The organism is Streptomyces sp. NPDC001709, assembly GCF_053596375.1.
The window spans coordinates 361,576-381,892 of record NZ_JBSFGB010000003.1 but is presented as its reverse complement, the minus strand read 5'-3'; the positions used below and the strand labels follow the sequence as shown (position 1 = coordinate 381,892).

The 20,317-nt window shown below is 71.2% G+C and carries 18 protein-coding genes and 1 riboswitch; of the genes, 13 read left to right on the top strand and 5 right to left on the bottom strand.

The genetic code is table 11. The features are described from left to right. The first annotated feature begins 36 nt into the window (after nt 1-36). From ACWC0C_RS06830 to ACWC0C_RS06800, 7 genes are all read left to right on the top strand, one after another. On the top strand, nt 37-1,101 hold the full coding sequence (locus ACWC0C_RS06830) for a polyprenyl synthetase family protein (protein ID WP_450862273.1): 1,065 nt from the start codon (nt 37-39) through the stop codon (nt 1,099-1,101). 121 nt (nt 1,102-1,222) lie between these two features. Then, nucleotides 1,223-3,247: a squalene--hopene cyclase gene (shc, locus tag ACWC0C_RS06825; RefSeq protein ID WP_450862175.1), complete on the top strand. Its 2,025-nt coding sequence runs from the start codon at nt 1,223-1,225 to the stop codon at nt 3,245-3,247. Nucleotide 3,248: 1 nt separating this feature from the next. Next, nucleotides 3,249-3,890, top strand: a complete 642-nt coding sequence (locus tag ACWC0C_RS06820; RefSeq protein WP_449199620.1) for a phosphorylase family protein — start codon at nt 3,249-3,251, stop codon at nt 3,888-3,890. Between the two features lie 5 nt (nt 3,891-3,895). Continuing rightward, nucleotides 3,896-4,921, top strand: a complete 1,026-nt coding sequence (hpnH, locus tag ACWC0C_RS06815; protein WP_450862172.1) for an adenosyl-hopene transferase HpnH — start codon at nt 3,896-3,898, stop codon at nt 4,919-4,921. Between the two features lie 4 nt (nt 4,922-4,925). Continuing rightward, nucleotides 4,926-6,059, top strand: a complete 1,134-nt coding sequence (gene ispG / locus ACWC0C_RS06810; RefSeq protein ID WP_450862170.1) for a flavodoxin-dependent (E)-4-hydroxy-3-methylbut-2-enyl-diphosphate synthase — start codon at nt 4,926-4,928, stop codon at nt 6,057-6,059. Between the two features lie 34 nt (nt 6,060-6,093). Further along, a complete protein-coding gene (dxs, locus tag ACWC0C_RS06805; RefSeq protein WP_450862168.1) occupies nt 6,094-7,992 on the top strand; it encodes a 1-deoxy-D-xylulose-5-phosphate synthase in 1,899 nt (632 codons plus the stop codon). Then, nucleotides 7,989-9,374 carry an aspartate aminotransferase family protein gene (locus ACWC0C_RS06800; protein WP_450862166.1) on the top strand — a complete coding sequence of 462 codons (1,386 nt, stop codon included), beginning with the start codon at nt 7,989-7,991 and terminating at the stop codon, nt 9,372-9,374. The genes dxs and ACWC0C_RS06800 overlap by 4 nt, the downstream gene beginning before the upstream one ends. A gap of 7 nt (nt 9,375-9,381) precedes the next feature. On the opposite strand, the gene ACWC0C_RS06795 is transcribed toward ACWC0C_RS06800, so the two are convergent. Further along, entirely contained in the window at nt 9,382-9,669 is a 288-nt protein-coding gene (locus tag ACWC0C_RS06795; RefSeq protein WP_449202204.1) for a hypothetical protein, read from the bottom strand. 155 nt (nt 9,670-9,824) lie between these two features. On the opposite strand from ACWC0C_RS06795, the gene ACWC0C_RS06790 reads away from it, so the two are divergent. Continuing rightward, nucleotides 9,825-10,448 carry a helix-turn-helix domain-containing protein gene (locus ACWC0C_RS06790; protein WP_450862164.1) on the top strand — a complete coding sequence of 208 codons (624 nt, stop codon included), beginning with the start codon at nt 9,825-9,827 and terminating at the stop codon, nt 10,446-10,448. After that, nucleotides 10,445-10,567, top strand: a complete 123-nt coding sequence (locus ACWC0C_RS06785; RefSeq protein ID WP_450862162.1) for a DUF6126 family protein — start codon at nt 10,445-10,447, stop codon at nt 10,565-10,567. The genes ACWC0C_RS06790 and ACWC0C_RS06785 overlap by 4 nt, the downstream gene beginning before the upstream one ends. A 38-nt stretch (nt 10,568-10,605) precedes the next feature. Here the strand turns inward: ACWC0C_RS06785 and ACWC0C_RS06780 are convergent, their stop codons facing one another. Further along, nucleotides 10,606-11,403: a tyrosine-protein phosphatase gene (locus ACWC0C_RS06780; RefSeq protein ID WP_450862160.1), complete on the bottom strand. Its 798-nt coding sequence runs from the start codon at nt 11,401-11,403 to the stop codon at nt 10,606-10,608. A gap of 174 nt (nt 11,404-11,577) precedes the next feature. On the opposite strand from ACWC0C_RS06780, the gene ACWC0C_RS06775 reads away from it, so the two are divergent. The 3 genes from ACWC0C_RS06775 (at nt 11,578) to ACWC0C_RS06765 (ending at nt 15,965) form a co-directional block, all read left to right on the top strand. Beyond that, a complete protein-coding gene (locus ACWC0C_RS06775) occupies nt 11,578-13,650 on the top strand; it encodes an alpha-galactosidase (RefSeq protein WP_450862158.1) in 2,073 nt (690 codons plus the stop codon). A gap of 309 nt (nt 13,651-13,959) precedes the next feature. After that, nucleotides 13,960-14,112, top strand: a riboswitch (cyclic di-AMP (ydaO/yuaA leader). 3 nt (nt 14,113-14,115) lie between these two features. Further along, a complete protein-coding gene (locus ACWC0C_RS06770) occupies nt 14,116-15,012 on the top strand; it encodes a M23 family metallopeptidase (RefSeq protein ID WP_450862156.1) in 897 nt (298 codons plus the stop codon). Nucleotides 15,013-15,179: 167 nt separating this feature from the next. After that, the gene (locus ACWC0C_RS06765; protein WP_449202208.1) at nt 15,180-15,965 is read left to right on the top strand and encodes an SGNH/GDSL hydrolase family protein; all 786 of its coding nucleotides are present in this window, start codon (nt 15,180-15,182) and stop codon (nt 15,963-15,965) included. 397 nt (nt 15,966-16,362) lie between these two features. Here ACWC0C_RS06765 and ACWC0C_RS06760 read toward each other — a convergent pair whose 3' ends face one another. Further along, on the bottom strand, nt 16,363-16,977 hold the full coding sequence (locus ACWC0C_RS06760; protein WP_449199073.1) for a TetR/AcrR family transcriptional regulator: 615 nt from the start codon (nt 16,975-16,977) through the stop codon (nt 16,363-16,365). Nucleotides 16,978-17,058: 81 nt separating this feature from the next. After that, a complete protein-coding gene (locus ACWC0C_RS06755; RefSeq protein ID WP_450862154.1) occupies nt 17,059-18,243 on the bottom strand; it encodes a Glu/Leu/Phe/Val dehydrogenase dimerization domain-containing protein in 1,185 nt (394 codons plus the stop codon). 234 nt (nt 18,244-18,477) lie between these two features. On the opposite strand from ACWC0C_RS06755, the gene ACWC0C_RS06750 reads away from it, so the two are divergent. Beyond that, nucleotides 18,478-19,662, top strand: coding sequence for an MBL fold metallo-hydrolase (locus ACWC0C_RS06750; protein ID WP_449199075.1), 1,185 nt, complete (start codon nt 18,478-18,480; stop codon nt 19,660-19,662). Between the two features lie 27 nt (nt 19,663-19,689). On the opposite strand, the gene ACWC0C_RS06745 is transcribed toward ACWC0C_RS06750, so the two are convergent. Then, nucleotides 19,690-20,223: an NTPase gene (locus ACWC0C_RS06745; RefSeq protein WP_450862152.1), complete on the bottom strand. Its 534-nt coding sequence runs from the start codon at nt 20,221-20,223 to the stop codon at nt 19,690-19,692. Between the last annotated feature and the right edge of the window lie 94 nt (nt 20,224-20,317).

Sequence of the window (20,317 nt, the reverse complement as noted above, 5' to 3'; positions counted from 1 at the left end):
CCCGGTACCGCAACAAGAGGAGAGACTGTGCCCACTGTGCCCCCGGCCTCGACGCCCGCCCCACGGGCCGCGGTGGACGTGACCGCGTTGCTGGAGCGCGGCCGGACCCTGGCCACTCCGGTCCTGCGTGCGGCCGTAGACCGGCTGGCGCCTCCCATGGACACCGTCGCCGCCTACCACTTCGGCTGGATCGACGCCGCCGGCAACCCGGCCGACGGCGACGGCGGCAAGGCCGTGCGTCCCGCGCTCGCCGTGCTCTCCGCCGAGGTCACCGGCGCCGCGCCCGAGGTGGGCATCCCCGGTGCCGTCGCCGTCGAACTCGTCCACAACTTCTCGCTGCTGCACGACGACCTGATGGACGGCGACGAGCAGCGCCGGCACCGCGACACCGTCTGGAAGGTGCACGGCCCCGCCCAGGCGATCCTGGTCGGCGACGCCCTGTTCGCCCTCGCCAACGAGGTCCTGCTGGAGCTCGGCACCGTCGAGGCCGGCCGCGCCACCCGCAGGCTGACCACCGCCTCCCGCGCCCTGATCGACGGTCAGGCGCAGGACATCTCCTACGAGCACCGCGACCGGGTCAGCGTCGAGGAGTGCCTGGAGATGGAGGGCAACAAGACCGGCGCGCTGCTCGCCGCCTCCAGCTCCATCGGCGCGGTCCTCGGCGGCGCGGACGACGCCACCGCCGACGCGCTGGAGCGGTACGGCTACCACCTCGGCCTCGCCTTCCAGGCGATCGACGACCTGCTCGGCATCTGGGGCGACCCGGAGGCCACCGGCAAGCAGACCTGGAGCGATCTGCGCCAGCGCAAGAAGTCCCTGCCGGTCGTCGCCGCGCTCGCGGCCGGCGGCTCCGCCTCCGAGCGGCTCGGCGAGATCCTCGCGGCGGACGCCAAGAGCAGCGACTTCGAGAACTTCTCCGAGGAGGAGTTCGCGGCCCGCGCGGCCCTCATCGAGGAGGCCGGCGGCCGGGACTGGACGGCCGAGGAAGCGCGCCGTCAGCACACCATCGCCATCGAAGCCCTCGACGCCGTCGACATGCCCGGCCGGGTACGGGACTCCTTCACGGCGCTCGCCGACTTCGTCGTCGTACGGAAGAGATGATCACTATCGGCCGAACACGCCTCGCGTAGTCGCCGGCCGGTGTCCCAGGATCGACATGAGGACACCGGCCGACGGCGGACCCACAGCAGCACGACTCGCACGACTGCACGAAGGGGAAGCCATGACAGCGACGACCGACGGAAGCACCGGGGCGACTGTGCCGTCCCGCGCTGCCGCGGCCAGCGACACCACCCTCACCACCCCCGAGACGGCCGGGGTGCACGAAGCCGCCGCCCGCGCCGCACGGCGCGCCACCGACCTCCTGCTCGCGCGGCAGGACGCCCAGGGCTGGTGGAAAGGCGACCTGGAGACCAACGTCACCATGGACGCCGAGGACCTGCTGCTCCGTCAGTTCCTCGGCATCCGGGACGAGAAGACCACGCAGGCCGCGGCCCGGTTCATCCGCGGCGAGCAGCGCGAGGACGGAACCTGGGCCACCTTCTACGGCGGGCCCGGCGAACTGTCCACCACCATCGAGGCGTACGTCGCCCTGCGGCTGGCCGGTGACGCGCCCGAGGCCGCGCACATGGCGAGGGCCTCCGCCTGGATCCGCGAGCGCGGCGGTATCGCCGCCTCCCGTGTGTTCACCCGGATCTGGCTCGCCCTGTTCGGCTGGTGGAAGTGGGAGGACCTGCCCGAACTCCCGCCGGAACTCATCTACTTCCCCACCTGGTTCCCGCTCAACATCTACGACTTCGGCTGCTGGGCCCGGCAGACGATCGTGCCGCTCACCATCGTCTCCGCGAAGCGCCCGGTGCGCCCCGCGCCCTTCCCGCTGGACGAGCTGCACACCGACCCCGCCCACCCGAACCCGCCGCGGCCGCTCGCGCCGGCGGTGAGCTGGGAGGGGCTGTTCCAGCGGCTCGACAAGGTTGTCCGCGGCTACCGCAAGGTCGCCGTGCGCAGACTCCGCAAGGCCGCGATGAACTCGGCGGCCCGCTGGATCATCGAACGGCAGGAGAACGACGGCTGCTGGGGCGGCATCCAGCCCCCGGCCGTGTACTCGGTCATCGCCCTGCACCTGCTCGGCTACGACCTGCAGCACCCGGTGCTGCGCGAGGGCCTCGCCTCGCTGGACCGTTTCGCCGTGTGGCGAAAGGACGGGTCCCGGATGATCGAGGCCTGCCAGTCCCCCGTGTGGGACACCTGCCTCGCCACCATCGCACTCGTCGACGCGGGGCTCCCCGCCGACCATCCGCAGCTGGTCAAGGCGGCCGACTGGATGCTGGGCGAGGAGATCGTCCGGCCCGGTGACTGGGCCGTACAGCGCCCCGGGCTCCCGCCGGGGGGCTGGGCGTTCGAGTTCCACAACGACAACTACCCCGACATCGACGACACCGCCGAGGTCTGCCTGGCGCTGCGCCGGGTCAGGCATCACGACCCCGAGCGCGTGGACCGGGCCATCGGGCGCGCGGTGCGCTGGAACCTGGGGATGCAGTCGAAGAACGGCGCGTGGGGCGCCTTCGACGTCGACAACACCAGCCCGTTCCCGAACCGGCTGCCGTTCTGCGACTTCGGCGAGGTCATCGACCCGCCGTCCGCCGACGTCACCGCGCATGTCGTGGAGATGCTCGCCGCCGAGGGACTCGCGCACGACCCGCGCACCCGCCGGGGCATCGAGTGGCTGCTCGCCGAACAGGAGCCGGACGGCTCGTGGTTCGGCCGCTGGGGCGTCAACTACATCTACGGCACCGGGTCGGTGGTCCCCGCGCTGACCGCCGCCGGGCTGCCCGGCTCCCATCCGGCGATCCGGCGGGCGGTGGCCTGGCTGGAGAGCGTGCAGAACGACGACGGCGGCTGGGGCGAGGACCTGCGCTCCTACAAGTACGTCAAGGAATGGAGCGGCCGGGGCGCCTCCACCGCCTCGCAGACCGCGTGGGCGCTGATGGCCCTGCTCACGGCGGGGGAGCAGGCCTCCAAGGCCGTCGAGCGCGGCGTCCGGTGGCTGGCCGACACCCAGCGCGAGGACGGCTCCTGGGACGAGCCGTACTTCACCGGCACCGGCTTCCCCTGGGACTTCTCCATCAACTACCACCTGTACCGGCAGGTCTTCCCGCTCACCGCCCTGGGCCGGTACCTGCACGGCGACCCCTTCGAGCGCGGCCTCCTCGCCGGGAAACCGTTGTCCGAGGCGAAGGGGAGCTGACTTGACCACCCAGCCCGCACCCGCCCCGCTGCTGATCGCCTGCGCGCTCGGCATCGAGCACCTGGCCCTGCGCACGGGCGACAGGAGCGGGGCGGACGGGCCGGTCGGCTTCGTCCGCACGGGCATGGGCCCCCGCGCGGCGGAACGGTCCGTCACCCGGCAGCTCGCGGACCCCGCGCTGGCCGACGCGGCCGTGCTGGCCACCGGCTTCTGCGCCGGACTCGCCCCCGGCATGCACCCCGGTGACCTCGTGGTCGCCGAGCAGACCCGGGACCCGCGCGGGACCGTCGCCTGCGTGGGTACCGAACTGCTCGTCAAGGAACTCGTGCGCCTGCTGCCCGCGCGCACGGTCCACACCGGCCCGCTCACCGGCTCCGACCACGTCGTGCGCGGTCACGAGCGCTCCGACCTGCTCGCGACCGGCGCGATCGCGGTCGACATGGAGTCGGCGGCCACGCTGCTGACCGCCGTCCGCATCGGTGAGCGCCCGGTGGCGGCCGTGCGGGTGGTCGTGGACGCTCCCGAACATGAGCTCGTCCGGATCGGCACAGTACGCGGTGGGATATCAGCCTTTCGCGTTCTTCGATCCGTTGTTCCCGCTTTTTTTGAATGGCACCGTTCTTTGCTGCTTCCCCGGAGGTGAGCCAGATGGCCATGCCGTTGCGTCAGTCCATCAAGGTCGCTACATACCTGTTCGAGCAGAAGCTCAAGAAGAGGGACAAGTTCGCGCTGCTCGTGGAGTTGGAGCCGCTGTTCGCGTGCAATCTCAAGTGCGAGGGCTGCGGCAAGATCCAGCACCCGGCGGGGGTCCTCAAGCAGCGTATGCCCGTGGCCCAGGCCGTGGGCGCGGTGCTGGAATCCGGTGCGCCGATGGTGTCCATCGCCGGTGGCGAACCGTTGATGCACCCTCAGATCGACGAAATCGTACGGCAGTTGGTGGCCAGGAGGAAGTTCGTCTTCCTGTGCACCAACGCGCTGCTGATGCGCAAGAAGATGGACAAGTTCAAGCCCTCGCCGTACTTCGCGTGGGCCGTGCACATCGACGGGCTGCGGGAGCGGCACGACGCCTCGGTGGCCAAGGAGGGCACCTTCGACGAGGCGGTCGAGGCCATCAAGGAGGCCAAGCGGCGCGGCTTCCGGGTGACCACCAACTCGACCTTCTTCAACACCGACACCCCGCAGACCGTCGTCGAGGTGCTGAACTACCTCAATGACGACCTGAAGGTGGACGAGATGATGCTCTCGCCCGCCTACGCCTACGAGAAGGCGCCGGACCAGGAGCACTTCCTCGGCGTGCAGCAGACCCGCGAGCTGTTCAAGAAGGCGTTCTCGGGCGGCAACCGCAAGCGGTGGCGGCTCAACCAGAGCCCGCTCTTCCTGGACTTCCTGGAGGGCAAGGTCGACTTCCCGTGCACGGCGTGGGCGATCCCGAGCTACTCGCTCTTCGGCTGGCAGAAGCCCTGCTACCTGATGAGCGACGGCTATGTGGCCACGTACCGCGAACTCGTCGAGAAGACCGACTGGGACAAGTACGGCCGCGGCAAGGACCCGCGCTGCGCCAACTGCATGGCGCACTGCGGCTACGAGCCGACCGCCGTGCTCGCCACCATGGGCTCCCTGAAGGAGTCCCTGCGGGCCGCGCGCGAGACGATGACGAGCGGAAAGCAGGACTGACGCCATGACCGCCATTCCCTTGGGCGTTCCCGAGGTACCGGCCCGTCCGGTCGCACCGCGGCGGCAGTCGCGGCAGATCCACGTCGGGCCGGTGGCGGTCGGGGGCGGAGCCCCGGTGTCGGTGCAGTCGATGACGACGACCCGTACGTCGGACATCGGCGCCACCCTGCAGCAGATCGCGGAACTCACCGCATCCGGCTGCCAGATCGTCCGCGTCGCCTGCCCCACGCAGGACGACGCGGACGCCCTCGCCACCATCGCCCGCAAGTCGCAGATCCCGGTGATCGCGGACATCCACTTCCAGCCGAAGTACGTCTTCGCGGCCATCGAGGCCGGCTGTGCGGCGGTCCGGGTGAACCCGGGCAACATCAAGAAGTTCGACGACCAGGTCAAGGAGATCGCGCGCGCCGCCAAGGACCACGGCACGCCGATCCGCATCGGCGTGAACGCCGGCTCCCTGGACCGGCGCCTGCTCCAGAAGTACGGCAAGGCGACCCCCGAGGCCCTGGTCGAGTCGGCCCTGTGGGAGGCGTCCCTCTTCGAGGAGCACGACTTCCGGGACATCAAGATCTCCGTCAAGCACAACGACCCGGTCGTGATGATCGAGGCGTACCGGCAGCTCGCCGAGAGCTGCGCCTACCCGCTGCACCTCGGCGTCACCGAGGCGGGCCCGGCGTTCCAGGGCACGATCAAGTCGGCGGTGGCCTTCGGGGCCCTCCTGTCCCGGGGCATCGGCGACACGATCCGCGTCTCGCTGAGCGCCCCGCCGGTGGAGGAGGTCAAGGTCGGCATCCAGATCCTCCAGTCACTGGGCCTCAGGCAGCGGCGGCTGGAGATCGTCTCCTGCCCGTCCTGCGGCCGGGCCCAGGTGGACGTCTACAAGCTCGCCGAGGAGGTCACCGCGGGCCTCGACGGCATGGAAGTACCGCTCAGGGTCGCGGTGATGGGGTGTGTGGTCAACGGTCCGGGCGAGGCGCGCGAGGCCGACCTCGGAGTTGCCTCGGGCAACGGCAAGGGGCAGATCTTCGTGAAGGGCGAGGTCATCAAGACCGTACCCGAGTCGAAGATCGTCGAGACCCTCATCGAAGAGGCCATGAAGCTCGCCGAGCGGACGAGCCCCGCAGACGAAGTGAGTTGAGCACAGCACGGCACGGACCGAGAGGGGGCCCAGCGTGACCATTCTGGAGACCATCCGGGGACCACGCGACCTGAAGGCGCTGTCCGAGGCGGAACTCGGTGAACTGTCCGAGGAAATACGTGAGTTCCTGGTGCACGCGGTGTCGCGGACCGGCGGTCACCTCGGGCCCAATCTGGGCGTGGTGGAACTGGCCGTCGCACTCCACCGGGTCTTCGAGTCACCGGTCGACCGCATCCTGTGGGACACCGGACACCAGTCCTACGTCCACAAGCTGCTGACCGGGCGTCAGGACTTCTCCAAGCTGCGCGGCAAGGGCGGACTGTCCGGCTACCCCTCGCGCGAGGAGTCCGAGCACGACGTCATCGAGAACAGTCACGCCTCCACCGCGCTCGGCTGGGCGGACGGCCTCGCCAAGGCCAACCAGGTGCAGGGGGAGAGGGGCCATGTGGTCGCCGTCATCGGCGACGGCGCGCTGACCGGCGGCATGGCCTGGGAGGCGCTGAACAACATCGCGGCCGCCAAGGACCGCCCGCTGATCATCGTCGTCAACGACAACGAACGCTCCTACGCCCCGACCATCGGCGGCCTCGCCAACCACCTCGCCACCCTGCGCACGACGGACGGCTACGAGAAGGTCCTCGCCTGGGGCAAGGACGTGCTGCTGCGCACCCCGGTCGTCGGGACCACGATCTACGAGTCCCTGCACGGCGCGAAGAAGGGCTTCAAGGACGCCTTCGCCCCGCAGGGCATGTTCGAGGACCTGGGCCTGAAGTACGTCGGCCCGATCGACGGCCACGACATCAAGGCCGTCGAGTCGGCGCTGCGCCGCGCGAAACGATTCCACGGCCCGGTCCTGGTCCACTGCCTCACGGAGAAGGGCCGTGGCTACGAGCCCGCCCTCCTCCACGAGGAGGACCACTTCCACACCGTCGGCGTGATGGACCCGCTCACCTGTGAACCGCTCGCGCCGTCGGGCGGGCCGTCCTGGACCTCGGTGTTCGGCGACGAGATCGTACGGATCGGCGAGGAGCGGGAGGACGTCGTGGCGATCACGGCGGCCATGCTGCACCCGGTGGGCCTCGGCAGGTTCGCCGAGCGCTTCCCCGACCGGGTGTGGGACGTGGGCATCGCCGAGCAGCACGCGGCCGTCTCCGCGGCGGGCCTCGCCACCGGGGGGCTGCACCCGGTCGTCGCCGTCTACGCCACCTTCCTCAACCGCGCCTTCGACCAGCTGCTGATGGACGTCGCCCTGCACCGCTGCGGGGTCACCTTCGTCCTCGACCGGGCCGGCGTCACCGGCGTCGACGGGGCCTCCCACAACGGCATGTGGGACATGTCGATCCTCCAGGTCGTCCCCGGCCTCAGGATCGCCGCCCCGCGCGACGCCGGACAGCTGCGCGCCCAGCTGCGCGAGGCCGTCGCCGTGGACGACGCGCCCACCCTGGTCCGCTTCCCGAAGGAGTCGGTCGGCCCGGACATCCCGGCCATCGGCCATGTCGGTGGCATGGACGTCCTGCACCGCGCCGAACGCCCCGAGGTGCTGCTGGTGGCCGTCGGTGTGATGGCCCCGGTGTGCCTCCAGGCCGCCGACCTGCTTCAGGCACGCGGCATCAACTGCACGGTGGTGGACCCCCGTTGGGTCAAGCCCGTCGACCCGGCGCTGCCGGGCTTCGCCGCCGAGCACCGGCTGGTGGCCGTGGTGGAGGACAACAGCCGTGCCGCGGGCGTCGGTTCGGCCGTCGCGCTGGCCCTCGGCGACGCCGACGTGGACGTGCCGGTACGGCGGTTCGGCATCCCGGAGCAGTTCCTCGCCCACGCCAAGCGCGGCGAGGTGCTGGCCGACATCGGTCTCACGCCCGTCGAGATCGCCGGGCGGATCAGTGCGAGCCTGGCCGTCGAGGACGCGGGCGGCACAGCCAAGGAGAGTGAATGAGAACGGAGTTCGACCTCGGCGCCCTGCTCGCCGAGCGCGGCGCCGAACGCTACGAGCTGCACACGAGGCACCTCAACCCGCAGCTCCCGCGCATGCTGCACACCATCGGCTTCGACAAGGTCTACGAGCGCGCCGAGGGCGCCCACTTCTTCGACGCGGACGGCAACGACTACCTGGACATGCTCGCCGGGTTCGGGGTGATGGGCCTCGGCCGCCACCACCCGGTCGTCCGCAAGGCGCTGCACGACGTGCTCGACCTGGACCTGGCCGACCTCACCCGCTTCGACTGCCAGCCGCTGCCCGGCCTCCTCGCCGAACGGCTCCTCGCCCACAGCCCCCACCTGGACCGGGTGTTCTTCGGCAACAGTGGCACGGAGGCCGTCGAGACGGCCCTGAAGTTCGCCCGGTACGCCACCGGCAAGCCCAGGACCCTCTACTGCGACCACGCCTTCCACGGCCTGACCACCGGCTCCCTGTCGGTCAACGGCGAGCGCGGCTTCCGCGACGGCTTCGCCCCGCTGCTGCCCGACACCGCCGTACCCCTCGGTGATCTCGACGCCCTGGCCCGGGAGTTGAAGCAGGGCGACGTGGCCGCCCTGATCGTGGAGCCGATCCAGGGCAAGGGGGTGCACGAGGCCCCGCCCGGCTATCTGCGCGCGGCCCAGGAGCTGCTGCACCAGCACAAGGCGCTGCTCATCGCCGACGAGGTGCAGACCGGCCTCGGCCGCACCGGCGACTTCTACGCCTACCAGCACGAGGACGGCGTCGAACCGGACCTGGTGTGCGTGGCCAAGGCGCTGTCCGGCGGGTACGTCCCGGTCGGCGCCACGCTCGGCAAGGAGTGGATCTTCAAGAAGGTCTACTCGACCATGGACCGCGTACTGGTTCACTCGGCGAGCTTCGGCTCCAATGCCCAGGCGATGGCGTGCGGCCTCGCCGTGCTGTCGGCCATGGAGAACGAGCAGATCGTCGCGGGCGTACGCAGGACCGGCGAGCTGCTGAAGTCCCGGCTGAGCGCGCTGATCGACAAGTACGAGCTGCTCGCCGACGTCCGTGGCCGGGGCCTGATGATCGGCATCGAGTTCGGCAAGCCGTCCTCGCTGAAGCTGCGCAGCCGCTGGGCCATGCTCCAGGCCGCCCGCAAGGGCCTGTTCGCGCAGATGGTCGTCGTACCGCTGCTGCAGCGGCACCGGATCCTCACCCAGGTCTCCGGTGACCACCTGGAGGTGATCAAGCTGATCCCGCCGCTGATCATCGACGAGGCGGACGTGGACCGGTTCGTGGCGGCGTTCATCGCCGTGATGGACGACGCACACAGCGGTGGCGGCCTGATGTGGGACTTCGGCAAGACGCTGATCAAGCAGGCGGTGGCCAACCGCTGACCGGTCCCTAGCCGGGAAGCGCCACGAAGAGGAGGAAGAGGTCGGCGAGTCCGACGGCGCCCAGGACCGTCGCTGTGACCGCGGTCCACAGCCGGCCGATGCCGCACGCGGCGTAGTGGACGGCCATGGCGCCGAAGGTGACCGCGAAGCCGCCCGCGAGGAGCGACCAGGGGAACAGGAAGAACGTGAGGGTGGGCCACGCACTGGTGGCGGCGACGATCCCGAAGAAGAGAGCGAGCGGGCCGAGTGCGACGGCGGGTGAGTCGCTCGGGTTGGGCGAGCCGGATGCGGCCATGATGCGGTCCCCCTGCTTTTGAACGTGTTCAACTCTTGAGGGGAGTGTAGCAGGGAGGGGGCGCCGGACGAGCGAGGCGTGGGTTCCGAGGCATTGGTTTTTGCCTCAGAGGCAAGAAAATTGCCCCACGGGCAATACCGGGGCTGAATGGAGGCATGAACGCCTCAGACGCCGGCCCGTCGGCGGGCCCGGGCGACGAGCTGCCCGCCGTCGCACCGCAGTTGCGGGCACTGCGCCGGCGCGCCGGCCTCACCCTGGAAGCCGCGGCCCGCGCCGCCGGGCTCTCACCGGCCCATCTGTCCCGGCTGGAGACGGGACGGCGGCAGCCCTCGCTGCCGATGCTGCTGGCCCTCGCCCGCATCTACGGTACGACCGTCTCCGAAGTGCTGGGCGAGACGGTCGCCGACCGGGACGCGATCGTGCGGGCCGGCGACATGGAGCCGACCCGGGCGGGCGGCTGGACGTACTTCCAGGCCGGGGTGCCCGGCCGCGGCATGCAGGCCCTGCGCGTGCGCGTGCCGTACGGCTCGCAGGGCGACATCGTGCGCGTCCACCCCGGCGAGGAGTGGCTCTACGTCCTCAGGGGCCGGCTGCGGCTGCGCCTCGGTGACACCGCGCACCTGCTCGCGCCCGGCGACAGCGCGCACTTCGACTCCCTGACCCCGCACCGGCTCGCCGCCGAGGACCACGACGGCGTCGAGCTGCTGTTCGTCCACACCCTGCTGCAGAGCCCCACGGCCACGCTGTGCCTGGGGCCGCTGACCGGAGAGCTGTCATGAGCAACCCCGAGACGAAGTTTCCCCGTGCCCTGTGGATCCGGCTGATCATCTACATCGCGCTCGGCCATGTCCTGGCCGCGTTCCTGTACTTGCTGTTCGCGGTGGGCGCCAAGGGCTGACAGGCGGGCCGGAACCGCTGCCGGGCCCGGGGAACGGGTCAGTCCAGCAGGCGTTCGCGCAGCCGGTCCCGGGCCGCCGGGGCGAGGCCGAGGCCCTGCTGCAGGTAGGCGTCCACCCCGCCCCAGGACTCCTCGATGGTCTCGAACGCCGCCTGGAGATACTCGGCACGCGCGTCGAACAGCGGGCTCAGCAGCTCCATCACCTCCGGGGTGTACGCGGTCTCCGCGCTGCCGCTGCGGCGGACCTTGTAGCGCCGGTGCTTGGCGTTGGACTCCAGGTAGTCGGTGACGATCGCCTCGCGCTCCACGCCCAGCGCGAGGAGCGTCACGGCTATGGAGATGCCCGCGCGGTCCTTGCCCGCCGCGCAGTGCATCAGGGCGGGCACGCTGTCCTCGGCGAGCGCCCGCAGCACCCGGGAGTGCTCGGCGGTGCGCTCCTTGACGATCGACCGGTACGAGGCGATCATCCGGGCCGCCCCCTTGCCGTCGGCGAGGATCCCGCGCAGCTGGTCGAGGTCGCCGTCGCGGACCATCGTCCAGAACTCGGCGCCGTCCGCCGGGTCGCTCAGCGGCAGGTTCACGTTCCGCACGCCGGGCAGTTCGACGTCCGGGCCTTCCAGCCTCTGGTCGGCCGCGTTGCGGAAGTCGAAGATCGTGTGCAGGCCCAGGGAGGCGAGGAAGGCCGCGTCGTCCTCGGTCGCGTGCGCCAGATGGCCGCTGCGGAACAGCACGCCGTGCCGCACCCGCCGTCCGTCCTCGGTCGGCAGTCCGCCCACGTCGCGGAAATTACGGACTCCGGCCAGCTCCGGCTCGGTCGACGGGACCTGCTGCGTCACGGGGGGCTCCTCCCGGGTCGGGGCCCCGCCGCCGCGTCTCGCCGGCGGGCACTCCGTCGACGATACGACATCGGTTTCCTCGGGCAAGGAGTTGTCCACAGGCATTGTCACCAGGTGCCGCGCCCCCGATGATGTTGGCACTTGAGCGGATCTGTTGGCACCTGTGAGGTCTTAGTGGTGGACATCGCCGAAGACGGTCGTACCTGGCTCCTCTCGGGGCCCACCAGTAGTTATGCCCTGCATCTCACCGACACGGACGAGCTGCTCCACCTGCACTGGGGGCCGCGCATCGCCCTCGCGGACGCGGAGGCCCTGGCCGCGGACCCGCTGCCCGGGTACTGGCCCTTCGAGTCCCCGCTCGACGGCCGTGAGGAGTACCCCGTCGAGGGCGGCCCCCGCTTCGCCCGCCCCGCCCTGTCCGTGCGCACCGACGAGCGCCGCGGCACGGAGTGGAGCTTCGGGGCGTACGAGACGGAGGGCGACGAGCTGCGCCTGCGCTTCGACGACGACGGCCTTGCCGTCACCCTGCACTACCGGATGCGCGGTGACGTCGTCGAGCGCTGGGTCACCGTGGCGAACGGCTCCCACGCGCGCGTGGAGCTGCTGCGGGCCGACGCGGCCACCTGGACCCTGCCCGACCGCGACGGCTGGCGGCTGTCCCAGCTGCACGGCCGCTGGGCCGCCGAGTCCCGCCTGACCGCCGCCCCGCTCACCTACGGCGAGAAGGTCATCGGCAGCCGCCGCGGCCACACCGGCCACCAGCACCTGCCCTGGGTGGCCCTCGACACCGACGCCACCGAGGAGCGCGGCGAGGTCTACGGCTGCGCGCTCGGCTGGTCCGGCTCCTGGCGCATCGCGGTCGCCCAACTCCCGGACGCACGCGTGCAGATCACCGGCGGCGCCGGCTACGACGACTCGGGCCTGCTGCTCCTCCAGCCGGGGGAGTCGTACACCACCCCGGTCTTCGCGGGCCTGTGGAGCGACGGCGGCTTCGGCGGCGCGAGCCGCGCCTGGCACGCCTACCAGCGCGCGTACGTCATCCCGGACGCCGAGCGGGACCGGCCGGTGCTCTTCAACTCCTGGGAGGCGACGAACTTCGACATCTCCGAGGACCAGCAGCTCGCGCTCGCCCGCCGGGCCGCCGGGATCGGGGTCGAGCTGTTCGTGGTGGACGACGGCTGGTTCGGCGCCCGCACCAGCGACCGCGCCGGGCTCGGCGACTGGACCCCGAACCCCGGCCGCTTCCCGCAGGGGCTCAAGCCCCTCGCCGACCAGGTGCACGGCCTGGGGATGCGGTTCGGCATCTGGGTCGAGCCCGAGATGGTCAACCCGGACAGCGACCTGTACCGCGCGCACCCCGACTGGGTGCAGTACCAACCAGGACGGAAGCGGACGGAACTGCGCAATCAGCTCGTCCTCAACCTCGCCCGCGAGGACGTCCAGGAGTACCTCTGGGAGCAGCTGGACACCCTGCTCTCCAGCGCCCCGATCGACTATGTGAAGTGGGACTTCAACCGCTGCTTCACCGACGCCGGCTGGCCCGGTGAGCCATATCCGCAGCGCCTGTGGGTGGACCACGTCCGCGCCCTGTACGCCCTGCTGGACCGGCTCCGCGCGGCTCACCCGGGGGTCGCCTTCGAGTCCTGCTCGGGCGGTGGCGGCCGGATCGACCTGGGTGTGCTCGGTCGCACCGACCAGGTGTGGACCTCCGACAACACCGACCCGCTGGACCGGCTCGCCATCCAGCACGGCTTCAGCCAGATCCACCCGGCCCGGGTCATGGCCGCCTGGGTCACGGACAGCCCGAACACCCAGCTCAACGGCCGGGTCAGCACCCTGCGGTTCCGTTTCGTCAGCGCCATGGCGGGGGTCCTCGGGGTCGGTGGCGACCTCACCGAGTGGACCGGTGAGGAGCTGGCCGAGGCCCGGCAGTGGGTCGAGCTCTACAAAGAGATCCGGACCGTCGTCCAGCACGGCGAGCTGTACCGGCTGCGGCCCCCGGCCGGCGGCCTCAGCGCGGTCCAGTACGTCCGCGGGGAGGAGGCGGTGGTCCTGGCCTGGCTCCAGGCGCAGAGCCACGGCGAGCCGGTCCCGGCGCTGCGTCTGCGCGGACTCGACCCGACGGCATCGTACGAATGCCGCGAAACGGGTGAAGTTCATCGGGGTGCCGTCCTGTTGCACCACGGTCTGCGCACCGGACTCAAGGGCGACCTTGATGCGATGGTTCTCCGGCTGCGCCGCATCTGAGCTTTCTGCCCGAATTGGCGCCTTCGTTGCAACTCGCTGTGGAATGAGGGGTCGTGGTGGAAGAGCGGGTGAGGAGCGTCATATTCATGACCGTGCGTCGCGCGTCATGTTCACGTAATTTTCATGCTGAAAAGGGGAATTGAAAGGTGTCGGCGGGCGGGAATTCACGGAGGGTGATCGTGAATTCCCGCATTCGATCTTCGGGAATCGGAACGGCGGGAACCGGCCGCTTGTTTCCGTGCGTCTTGCTCGCTTACGTTCCCCACCAATCCGGACGGAACGCCGAGTCCTGCCGCCGCCCGGAGTCCCACACTTGACCCGCGTTCGGCAGGAGCGGGGGACCCACCAGGTACGACTGCCTGTCCGGTCTCCGCGACAGGCTAGGGGTGAAGTCGCCACGGCGGCCGGGCCGCTCCAGCCCGAACCCGACAGCTGACCTCGCAGGCGTCGGAGAGGAAATGCGCCATGCCCGCGAAGGGTAAGCACCGACGTCCCAAGCCCCCGCGTTTCTCCCGCTCGATCGCCGTCGCCGGAACCGGTGGCGCCGCCCTGGCCCTCCCCCTCATCGGAACCACCGGAGCCCACGCCGCCACCGGCACGCAGCCCCTTTCCGTAAAAGCCGCGCAGTCCCCTCAGTCACCGGTGAAGAAGGCGGCCGCGCAGGCGAATCCGGGTGTGCACACCTACACGGTGAAGTCCGGCGACTGCCTTTCGGTGATCGCCGACGAACAGCACGTCTCCGGCGGCTGGCACCGCCTCTACGACGACAACCGGCGGGCCGTCGGCGACGACCCGTCGCTCATCCACCCGGGCCTGAAGCTCGCGCTCGACCGGCAGTCGGCGCACACCCACGGCGAGTCCGCGGCCCCGAGCCGGCCGTCGGCCGAGTCGCACTCCTCGGCGTCCCAGGCGGCACCGGCACCCCAGTCCTCCGGTGCCACCACGACCACCACCGGCTTCACCCTCCCGGTGACCGGCGCCGTCGTCGGCACCGGCTACCACGTGGCCGGCAGCATGTGGTCCAGCGGCTACCACACCGGCGTCGACTTCGTCGTACCGACCGGCACCACGGTGAAGTCCGTCGCCGCGGGCACGGTCGTCTCCGCCGGCTGGGGCGGCGCGTACGGCAACCAGGTCGTCATCAGGCTGAACGACGGCTACTACGCGCAGTACGCCCACCTCTCGCAGCTCTCCGTCTCGGCCGGGCAGACCGTGACCGAGGGCCAGCAGATCGGCCTGTCCGGCGCGACCGGCAACGTCACCGGCCCGCACCTGCACTTCGAGATCCGCACCACGCCGAACTACGGCTCGGACGTCGACCCCGTCGGCTACCTCCGCCGGCATGGCGTCCCCGTCGGCTGAGTCACACCGTCAACCCGTCCGGGATCAGCCCTATTCCTGGATTGGCAAATTATTTAAGGGTGTCTCATCTCACCGTTCGTCAACCCCTCCTTACGGTCGCGTAGGTCACATCGGAAGGGGAATCATGGTCCGACGTGGCAGACGATTCGAAGAATGACAACAGATCAGTGATCGGGTCGTACGTGGCGGTGGGGGACAGCTTCACCGAGGGCGTCGGCGACCCCGGGCCCGACGGGGCGTTCGTCGGTTGGGCCGACCGGTTCGCGGTACTGCTCGCCGACCGGCGGCCCGAAGGCGACTTCAAGTACACCAATCTCGCGGTCCGCGGGAAGCTGCTCGACCAGATCGTGCAGGACCAGCTCCCGCAGGCCGTCGAACTGGCCCCGGACCTCGTCTCCTTCTGCGCGGGCGGCAACGACATCATCCGGCCCGGCACCGACCCGGACGAGGTGGCCGAGCGCTTCGAGCGGGCCGTGGCCCGGCTGGCCGAAGCCGCGGGCACGGTGCTGGTGACGACCGGCTTCGACACCCGGGGCGTCCCGGTGCTCAAGCACCTGCGGGGCAAGATCGCCACGTACAACGGCCATGTCCGCGCCATCGCGGACCGGTACGGCTGTCCCGTGCTCGACCTGTGGTCCCTGAAGTCCGTGCAGGACCGCAGGGCCTGGGACAGCGACCGGCTCCACCTCTCGCCCGAGGGGCACACGCGCGTGGCGCTGCGCGCCGGCCAGGCCCTCGGCCTGCCGATCCCGGCCGACCCCGAGCAGCCGTGGCCGCCGCTGCCGCCCCGGGGCACCCTGGACATCCGGCGCGACGACGTCCACTGGGCCCGTGAGTACCTCGTCCCGTGGATCGGCCGCCGCCTGCGCGGCGAGTCCTCCGGCGACCACGTCACGGCGAAGGGCACCCTGTCGCCCGACGACATCAAGATGCGGATCGCCTCGGTGGCCTGACCCCCACCGACGTGCCTCGCACCGTGCGGCCTGCGGTGCGGGGCGCGGTTGTCCGGGGCGGGGCGCCTTGGCCTGGGATGCGGTGCGGGCGGTGGCTCGTCACCGTGGCGCCGGGCCCGCCGGCGCAGCCCGGACAGGCCCTGGGCCCTGTCGTTTGGATCATCCCGGCGTCGCGGGGTCTGGCACGCACATCTGCGGCGTTGTCGTCGGTTGCCAACTCCCCCACGCTCGGCTTCTCCCCCACGCTCGGCTTCGCTCGCGCGGGGGGACCCCCATCGCGGGGGGACCCCCATCGCGTTGGCGCCCTCCTCCGCCTTGCAGCTGCACGCACCAGACCCCGCTCGGGTCGGTTGGAAGGCGCCGTGACCTACAGCCGGCCTGATCCAAACGACAGGCCCTAGCGCTCGGTCAACGCACTGCGCTCCAGGCCCAGTTCGCGGGCCAGCGCGTCGTCGGCCCACTCCTGCGCGCGCGCCCGTGGCACCGCTCCCGGGTACGACGTCAGCTGCACCGCCAGCCCGTCCAGCAGCGCGGTCAGCCGCAGCGCGGCGCCGGCCGGGTCGGCGCAGGCGAACTCGCCCGCCGCCACGCCCTCGGCGATGACCTCGGTGATCGCGGCCTTCCACCGCTGGTCCAGGTCCCGGGTGACCTGCCGTAGGGCGGGCTCGCGCAGCGCCACGGCCCAGCCCTCGATCCACAGCCGCCAGCCCTTGGCCTGTCCGGTCGGCGCGTACCAGCGCACCGCGGCCCGCAGCCGGCGCAGCGCGGACGTCCGCCGGCCCAGCAGCTTGCGCAGATGTGCGAGATCGTCCTCCGCCGCGTAGGTGAACGCCGCCGCGACCAGCTTCTCCTTCGTCGAGAAGTGGTACAGCACCAGCGCGTTGCTCACCCCGAGCACCGCGGCCACGTCGGCGATCCTGACCGCCGCCACGCCCCGCGCCTCGATCTGCCCGATGGCGGCCCGCAGCAGCTCCTCCCGCCGCTCGGCCACGCTCAACCGCACTCTCGCCACGCGGTCACCCTAATCCGTCGTCAAGGGCGGCGCCGAAAGGGCCAGGTCCTCCAGGCTGTTCGAAGAGCGCGTCCGGGGTCGTCACCGGTACCACCCGAAGCGGTCCGCGATCTCCGGCAGCCGGTCGGTCACCACGGCGTGCGCGGCCGCGCGCGGGGTCGTACCGTCGGCGTCCGCACGGTCCAGCACCAGCCCGACCAGGGTGCGCATGGAGCGCCGGATGTGCGCGAACGCCTGCTCGGCATCGGCGCCGATGTCACCGAACAGGGTCCACCACCACCAGGCGTTCGTACCGGAGTTGACCACCACGTCCGGCAGCACGGTCACCCCGCGCGCGGCCAGCAGCTCCTCCGCCTCCGGCAGCACGGGCATGTTGGCGGCCTCCACGATCCAGCGGGCGCCGATCCGTTCCTGGTCGGCGGTGTCGATCGCGTACGACACGGCCGCCGGCACCAGCACCTCGGCGTCGGCGGACAGCCAGGCGTCGCCGGGCAGTTCGCGGTCGCCGGGGCGCAGTACCCGGCGGTCGACGGTGCCGTAACCGTCCCGCGCGGCCAGCAGCGCCTCGACGTCGAGCCCCGCCGGATTGGCGATCGTGCCCTTGATGTCGGCGACCGCCACCACCGTCAGCCCCGCGCGCGCGAGGAACCGCGCGGTTGCCCCGCCCATCGTGCCGAGCCCCTGTACGGCCACGCGTGTACCCGCGTACGGCACGCCCGCCCGGTCCAGCGCCGCGAGCACCGACTCGGCGACCCCGCAGCCGCCGGCCAGCTCGTCCAGGCCGATGCCGTCCACCTCGACCGCGAAGGCGTCCGCGAGCCGCTTGCGGGCCGCCGCCTCGTCGTCCAGCAGCGGGTACACCGCCTGGACGGACGAGACCAGGCCCGCCTCGGCCGCCGCACGGTCGACCAGGTCCTGGGTGAGGCCGAGGTCCTCGCCGGTGGTCCAGCAGCTCTCGATGTACGGCCGCATGGCGCGCAGGTAGCGCACCAGCAGCCCGTGCGCCCGTGGGTCCTGGGGATCGCAGTCGATGCCGCCCTTGGCGCCGCCGAGAGGGACGTAACGGGCCTCGGGGTCGTAGTGCAGGGCCTCCTTCATCGTCATGCCGCGGGCCAGCCCCGCCACCTCCGCCAGGGTGCAGCCCGGGCGCATCCGCAGCCCCCCGCTGGCCACGCCGCGCACCAGCCGGTCCACGACGAGGAAGCCCTGGCGGCCGGTGACGTGGTCGGTCCAGACGAGCGACATCAGGGGAGCGGGGGCGGTCATGGGGTCTCCTCGGGGACGGTGGTCAGGGTGGGACCACAGCGGCCGATACTGCGCCGCGCGCCCGCTCCTCTACTGAATCGCGAGTCAGTATCTGGAGCCGGTCGGCCCCCTGTCAACGTGCTGAACGAAGGTTCAGTAGCGCGCGTCACGTCCGCGGAGGGGGCCCCGCCGTTCCCGGGCTGTCGGAGGGGCCGACCATAATGGGGAGCCTCACCCACTCCACCGGGAGGTACCGTGACCGGACTGCGCTCCTCGAGCTCCGGGCTCCGCGCGCTGCGGCCCGCGGCCTTCGGCGCGGATCCGGGAGGTGAGCGCCTGGCACGCATCCGCCGCTCCCCCCACTTCAAGGACGGCGTCTTCCAGAACCCGGGTGGTGCGGCACGCACCCGGCCCTCCGGCTCCACGCTGGACCTCGCGAAGGTGTTCCTCGACAAGGACACCCGGCCCCTGCGCGCCCCGAGAGGCACCGTCCCGGTGCATCCCACGACCTTCGCCGACCTGGCCAAGCAGCCCGTCACGGGACTGCGACTGACCTGGATGGGCCACTCCAGCGTCCTCGCGGAGATCGACGGCCACAGGGTGCTGTTCGACCCCGTCTGGGGCGAGCGCTGCTCCCCGTTCCCCTTCGTCGGGCCCAAGCGGCTGCACCCCGTGCCGCTGCCGCTGGCCGCGCTCGGCGAGGTCGACGTCGTCGTGATCTCGCACGACCACTACGATCACCTGGACCTGCCCACCATCAAGGCGCTGGCCGGCACGGACACCGTGTTCGCCGTGCCGCTCGGCGTCGGTGCCCATCTCGAGCACTGGGGTGTCTCCCCGGACCGGCTGCGCGAGCTGGACTGGCACGAGTCGACCCGGGTCGGCGGCCTCACCCTCACCGCGACGCCCGCCCGCCACTTCTGCGGCCGCGGCCTGCGCAACACCCAGCACACGCTCTGGGCGTCCTGGGCCGTCGCCGGCGAGGAGAACCGGATCTTCCACAGCGGGGACACGGGCTATTTCGACGGCTTCAGGGACATCGGCGCGGCCCACGGGCCGTTCGACGCCACGATGATCCAGATCGGGGCCTACAGCGAGTTCTGGCCCGACATCCACATGACCCCCGAGGAGGGCCTGCGCGCCCACCTCGACCTGCAGGGCGGTGCCCCGCACGGCGCGCTGCTCCCGATCCACTGGGGCACCTTCAATCTCGCCCCGCACCCCTGGGCCGAGCCGGGCGAGTGGACGCTGGCCGCAGCCGAGGCGGTCGGGCAGGCGGTGGCCGTCCCTGTTCCGGGCCGGCCCTTCGAGCCCGCTGGAGTCCTCCCCACGCACCCCTGGTGGCGGGATGTGTCCCAGCCGCTGGACCGCAAGTGGCCCGTTCCGGAGATCATGCCGGTGGCCCCTCGTGACGACCTCGACCTTGTGGGCGAGGGCTGAGCGTGGCGAGCTGAGGCGCGTGACGCGTCATGGCTTTTCGAGCCGGGCTGCCAGCTCCTCGGGGAGCGTGTCCCGGTTGGTTCGGGTCACTTGGAGCAGGGTGATGCCAGGGCGCTGCTTGAGGCCGTCGGTGAACGGGTCACGGTGTGCGTGGACGGTGGCGACGATGTCGATGTCGGACTCGAACAGGCTCCGGACCGTGTCCTGGAACGCGGTACATGCCAGCTCCATACGCCCGAGCTCGTCGATCAGCACGAGATCTCCAGCAGCAGGATCCGCTGCCGCCGACCTGAGCGGCGGCAGCGCGAGCTGCTCCATGACGCCCAGATCGACGCCGTAGCGGCCCACCCGGGGTGGACCGGGGAAGTCGACATGGGCGAGCACGGCTCGGTGACCGCCCTCCAGTGTCTCCAGCGCGAAGCCGCTGCGGGTTCCGCCGTGCCGGATCTCCTCTGTGGTGAAGCCGATGACCCTGCGGGTGCGCAGGAGCGTGGCCAACCGGCGGACAAGGGTCGTCTTGCCCGTGCCGGGGCGTCCTTCGAGCAGGATTCTCGTCGGCATCGTGTGTTCTCCCTGGCAGGCCCGTATGACGGATTCCCGGTGCGGTGGCCGGGTTGCTCGGCCAATGGAGTGGCCCTGGCACGCGGCAACGACG

What these genes read in the sequence shown, in the direction of transcription:
- shc (WP_450862175.1), top strand. Translation starts at nt 1,223, where the DNA reads ATGACAGCGACGACCGACGGAAGCACCGGGGCGACTGTGCCGTCCCGC.
- hpnH (WP_450862172.1), top strand. Translation starts at nt 3,896, where the DNA reads ATGGCCATGCCGTTGCGTCAGTCCATCAAGGTCGCTACATACCTGTTC.
- ispG (WP_450862170.1), top strand. Translation starts at nt 4,926, where the DNA reads ATGACCGCCATTCCCTTGGGCGTTCCCGAGGTACCGGCCCGTCCGGTC.
- ACWC0C_RS06800 (WP_450862166.1), top strand. Translation starts at nt 7,989, where the DNA reads ATGAGAACGGAGTTCGACCTCGGCGCCCTGCTCGCCGAGCGCGGCGCC.
- ACWC0C_RS06795 (WP_449202204.1), bottom strand. Translation starts at nt 9,669, where the DNA reads ATGGCCGCATCCGGCTCGCCCAACCCGAGCGACTCACCCGCCGTCGCA.
- ACWC0C_RS06790 (WP_450862164.1), top strand. Translation starts at nt 9,825, where the DNA reads ATGAACGCCTCAGACGCCGGCCCGTCGGCGGGCCCGGGCGACGAGCTG.
- ACWC0C_RS06785 (WP_450862162.1), top strand. Translation starts at nt 10,445, where the DNA reads ATGAGCAACCCCGAGACGAAGTTTCCCCGTGCCCTGTGGATCCGGCTG.
- ACWC0C_RS06770 (WP_450862156.1), top strand. Translation starts at nt 14,116, where the DNA reads ATGCCCGCGAAGGGTAAGCACCGACGTCCCAAGCCCCCGCGTTTCTCC.
- ACWC0C_RS06755 (WP_450862154.1), bottom strand. Translation starts at nt 18,243, where the DNA reads ATGACCGCCCCCGCTCCCCTGATGTCGCTCGTCTGGACCGACCACGTC.
- ACWC0C_RS06745 (WP_450862152.1), bottom strand. Translation starts at nt 20,223, where the DNA reads ATGCCGACGAGAATCCTGCTCGAAGGACGCCCCGGCACGGGCAAGACG.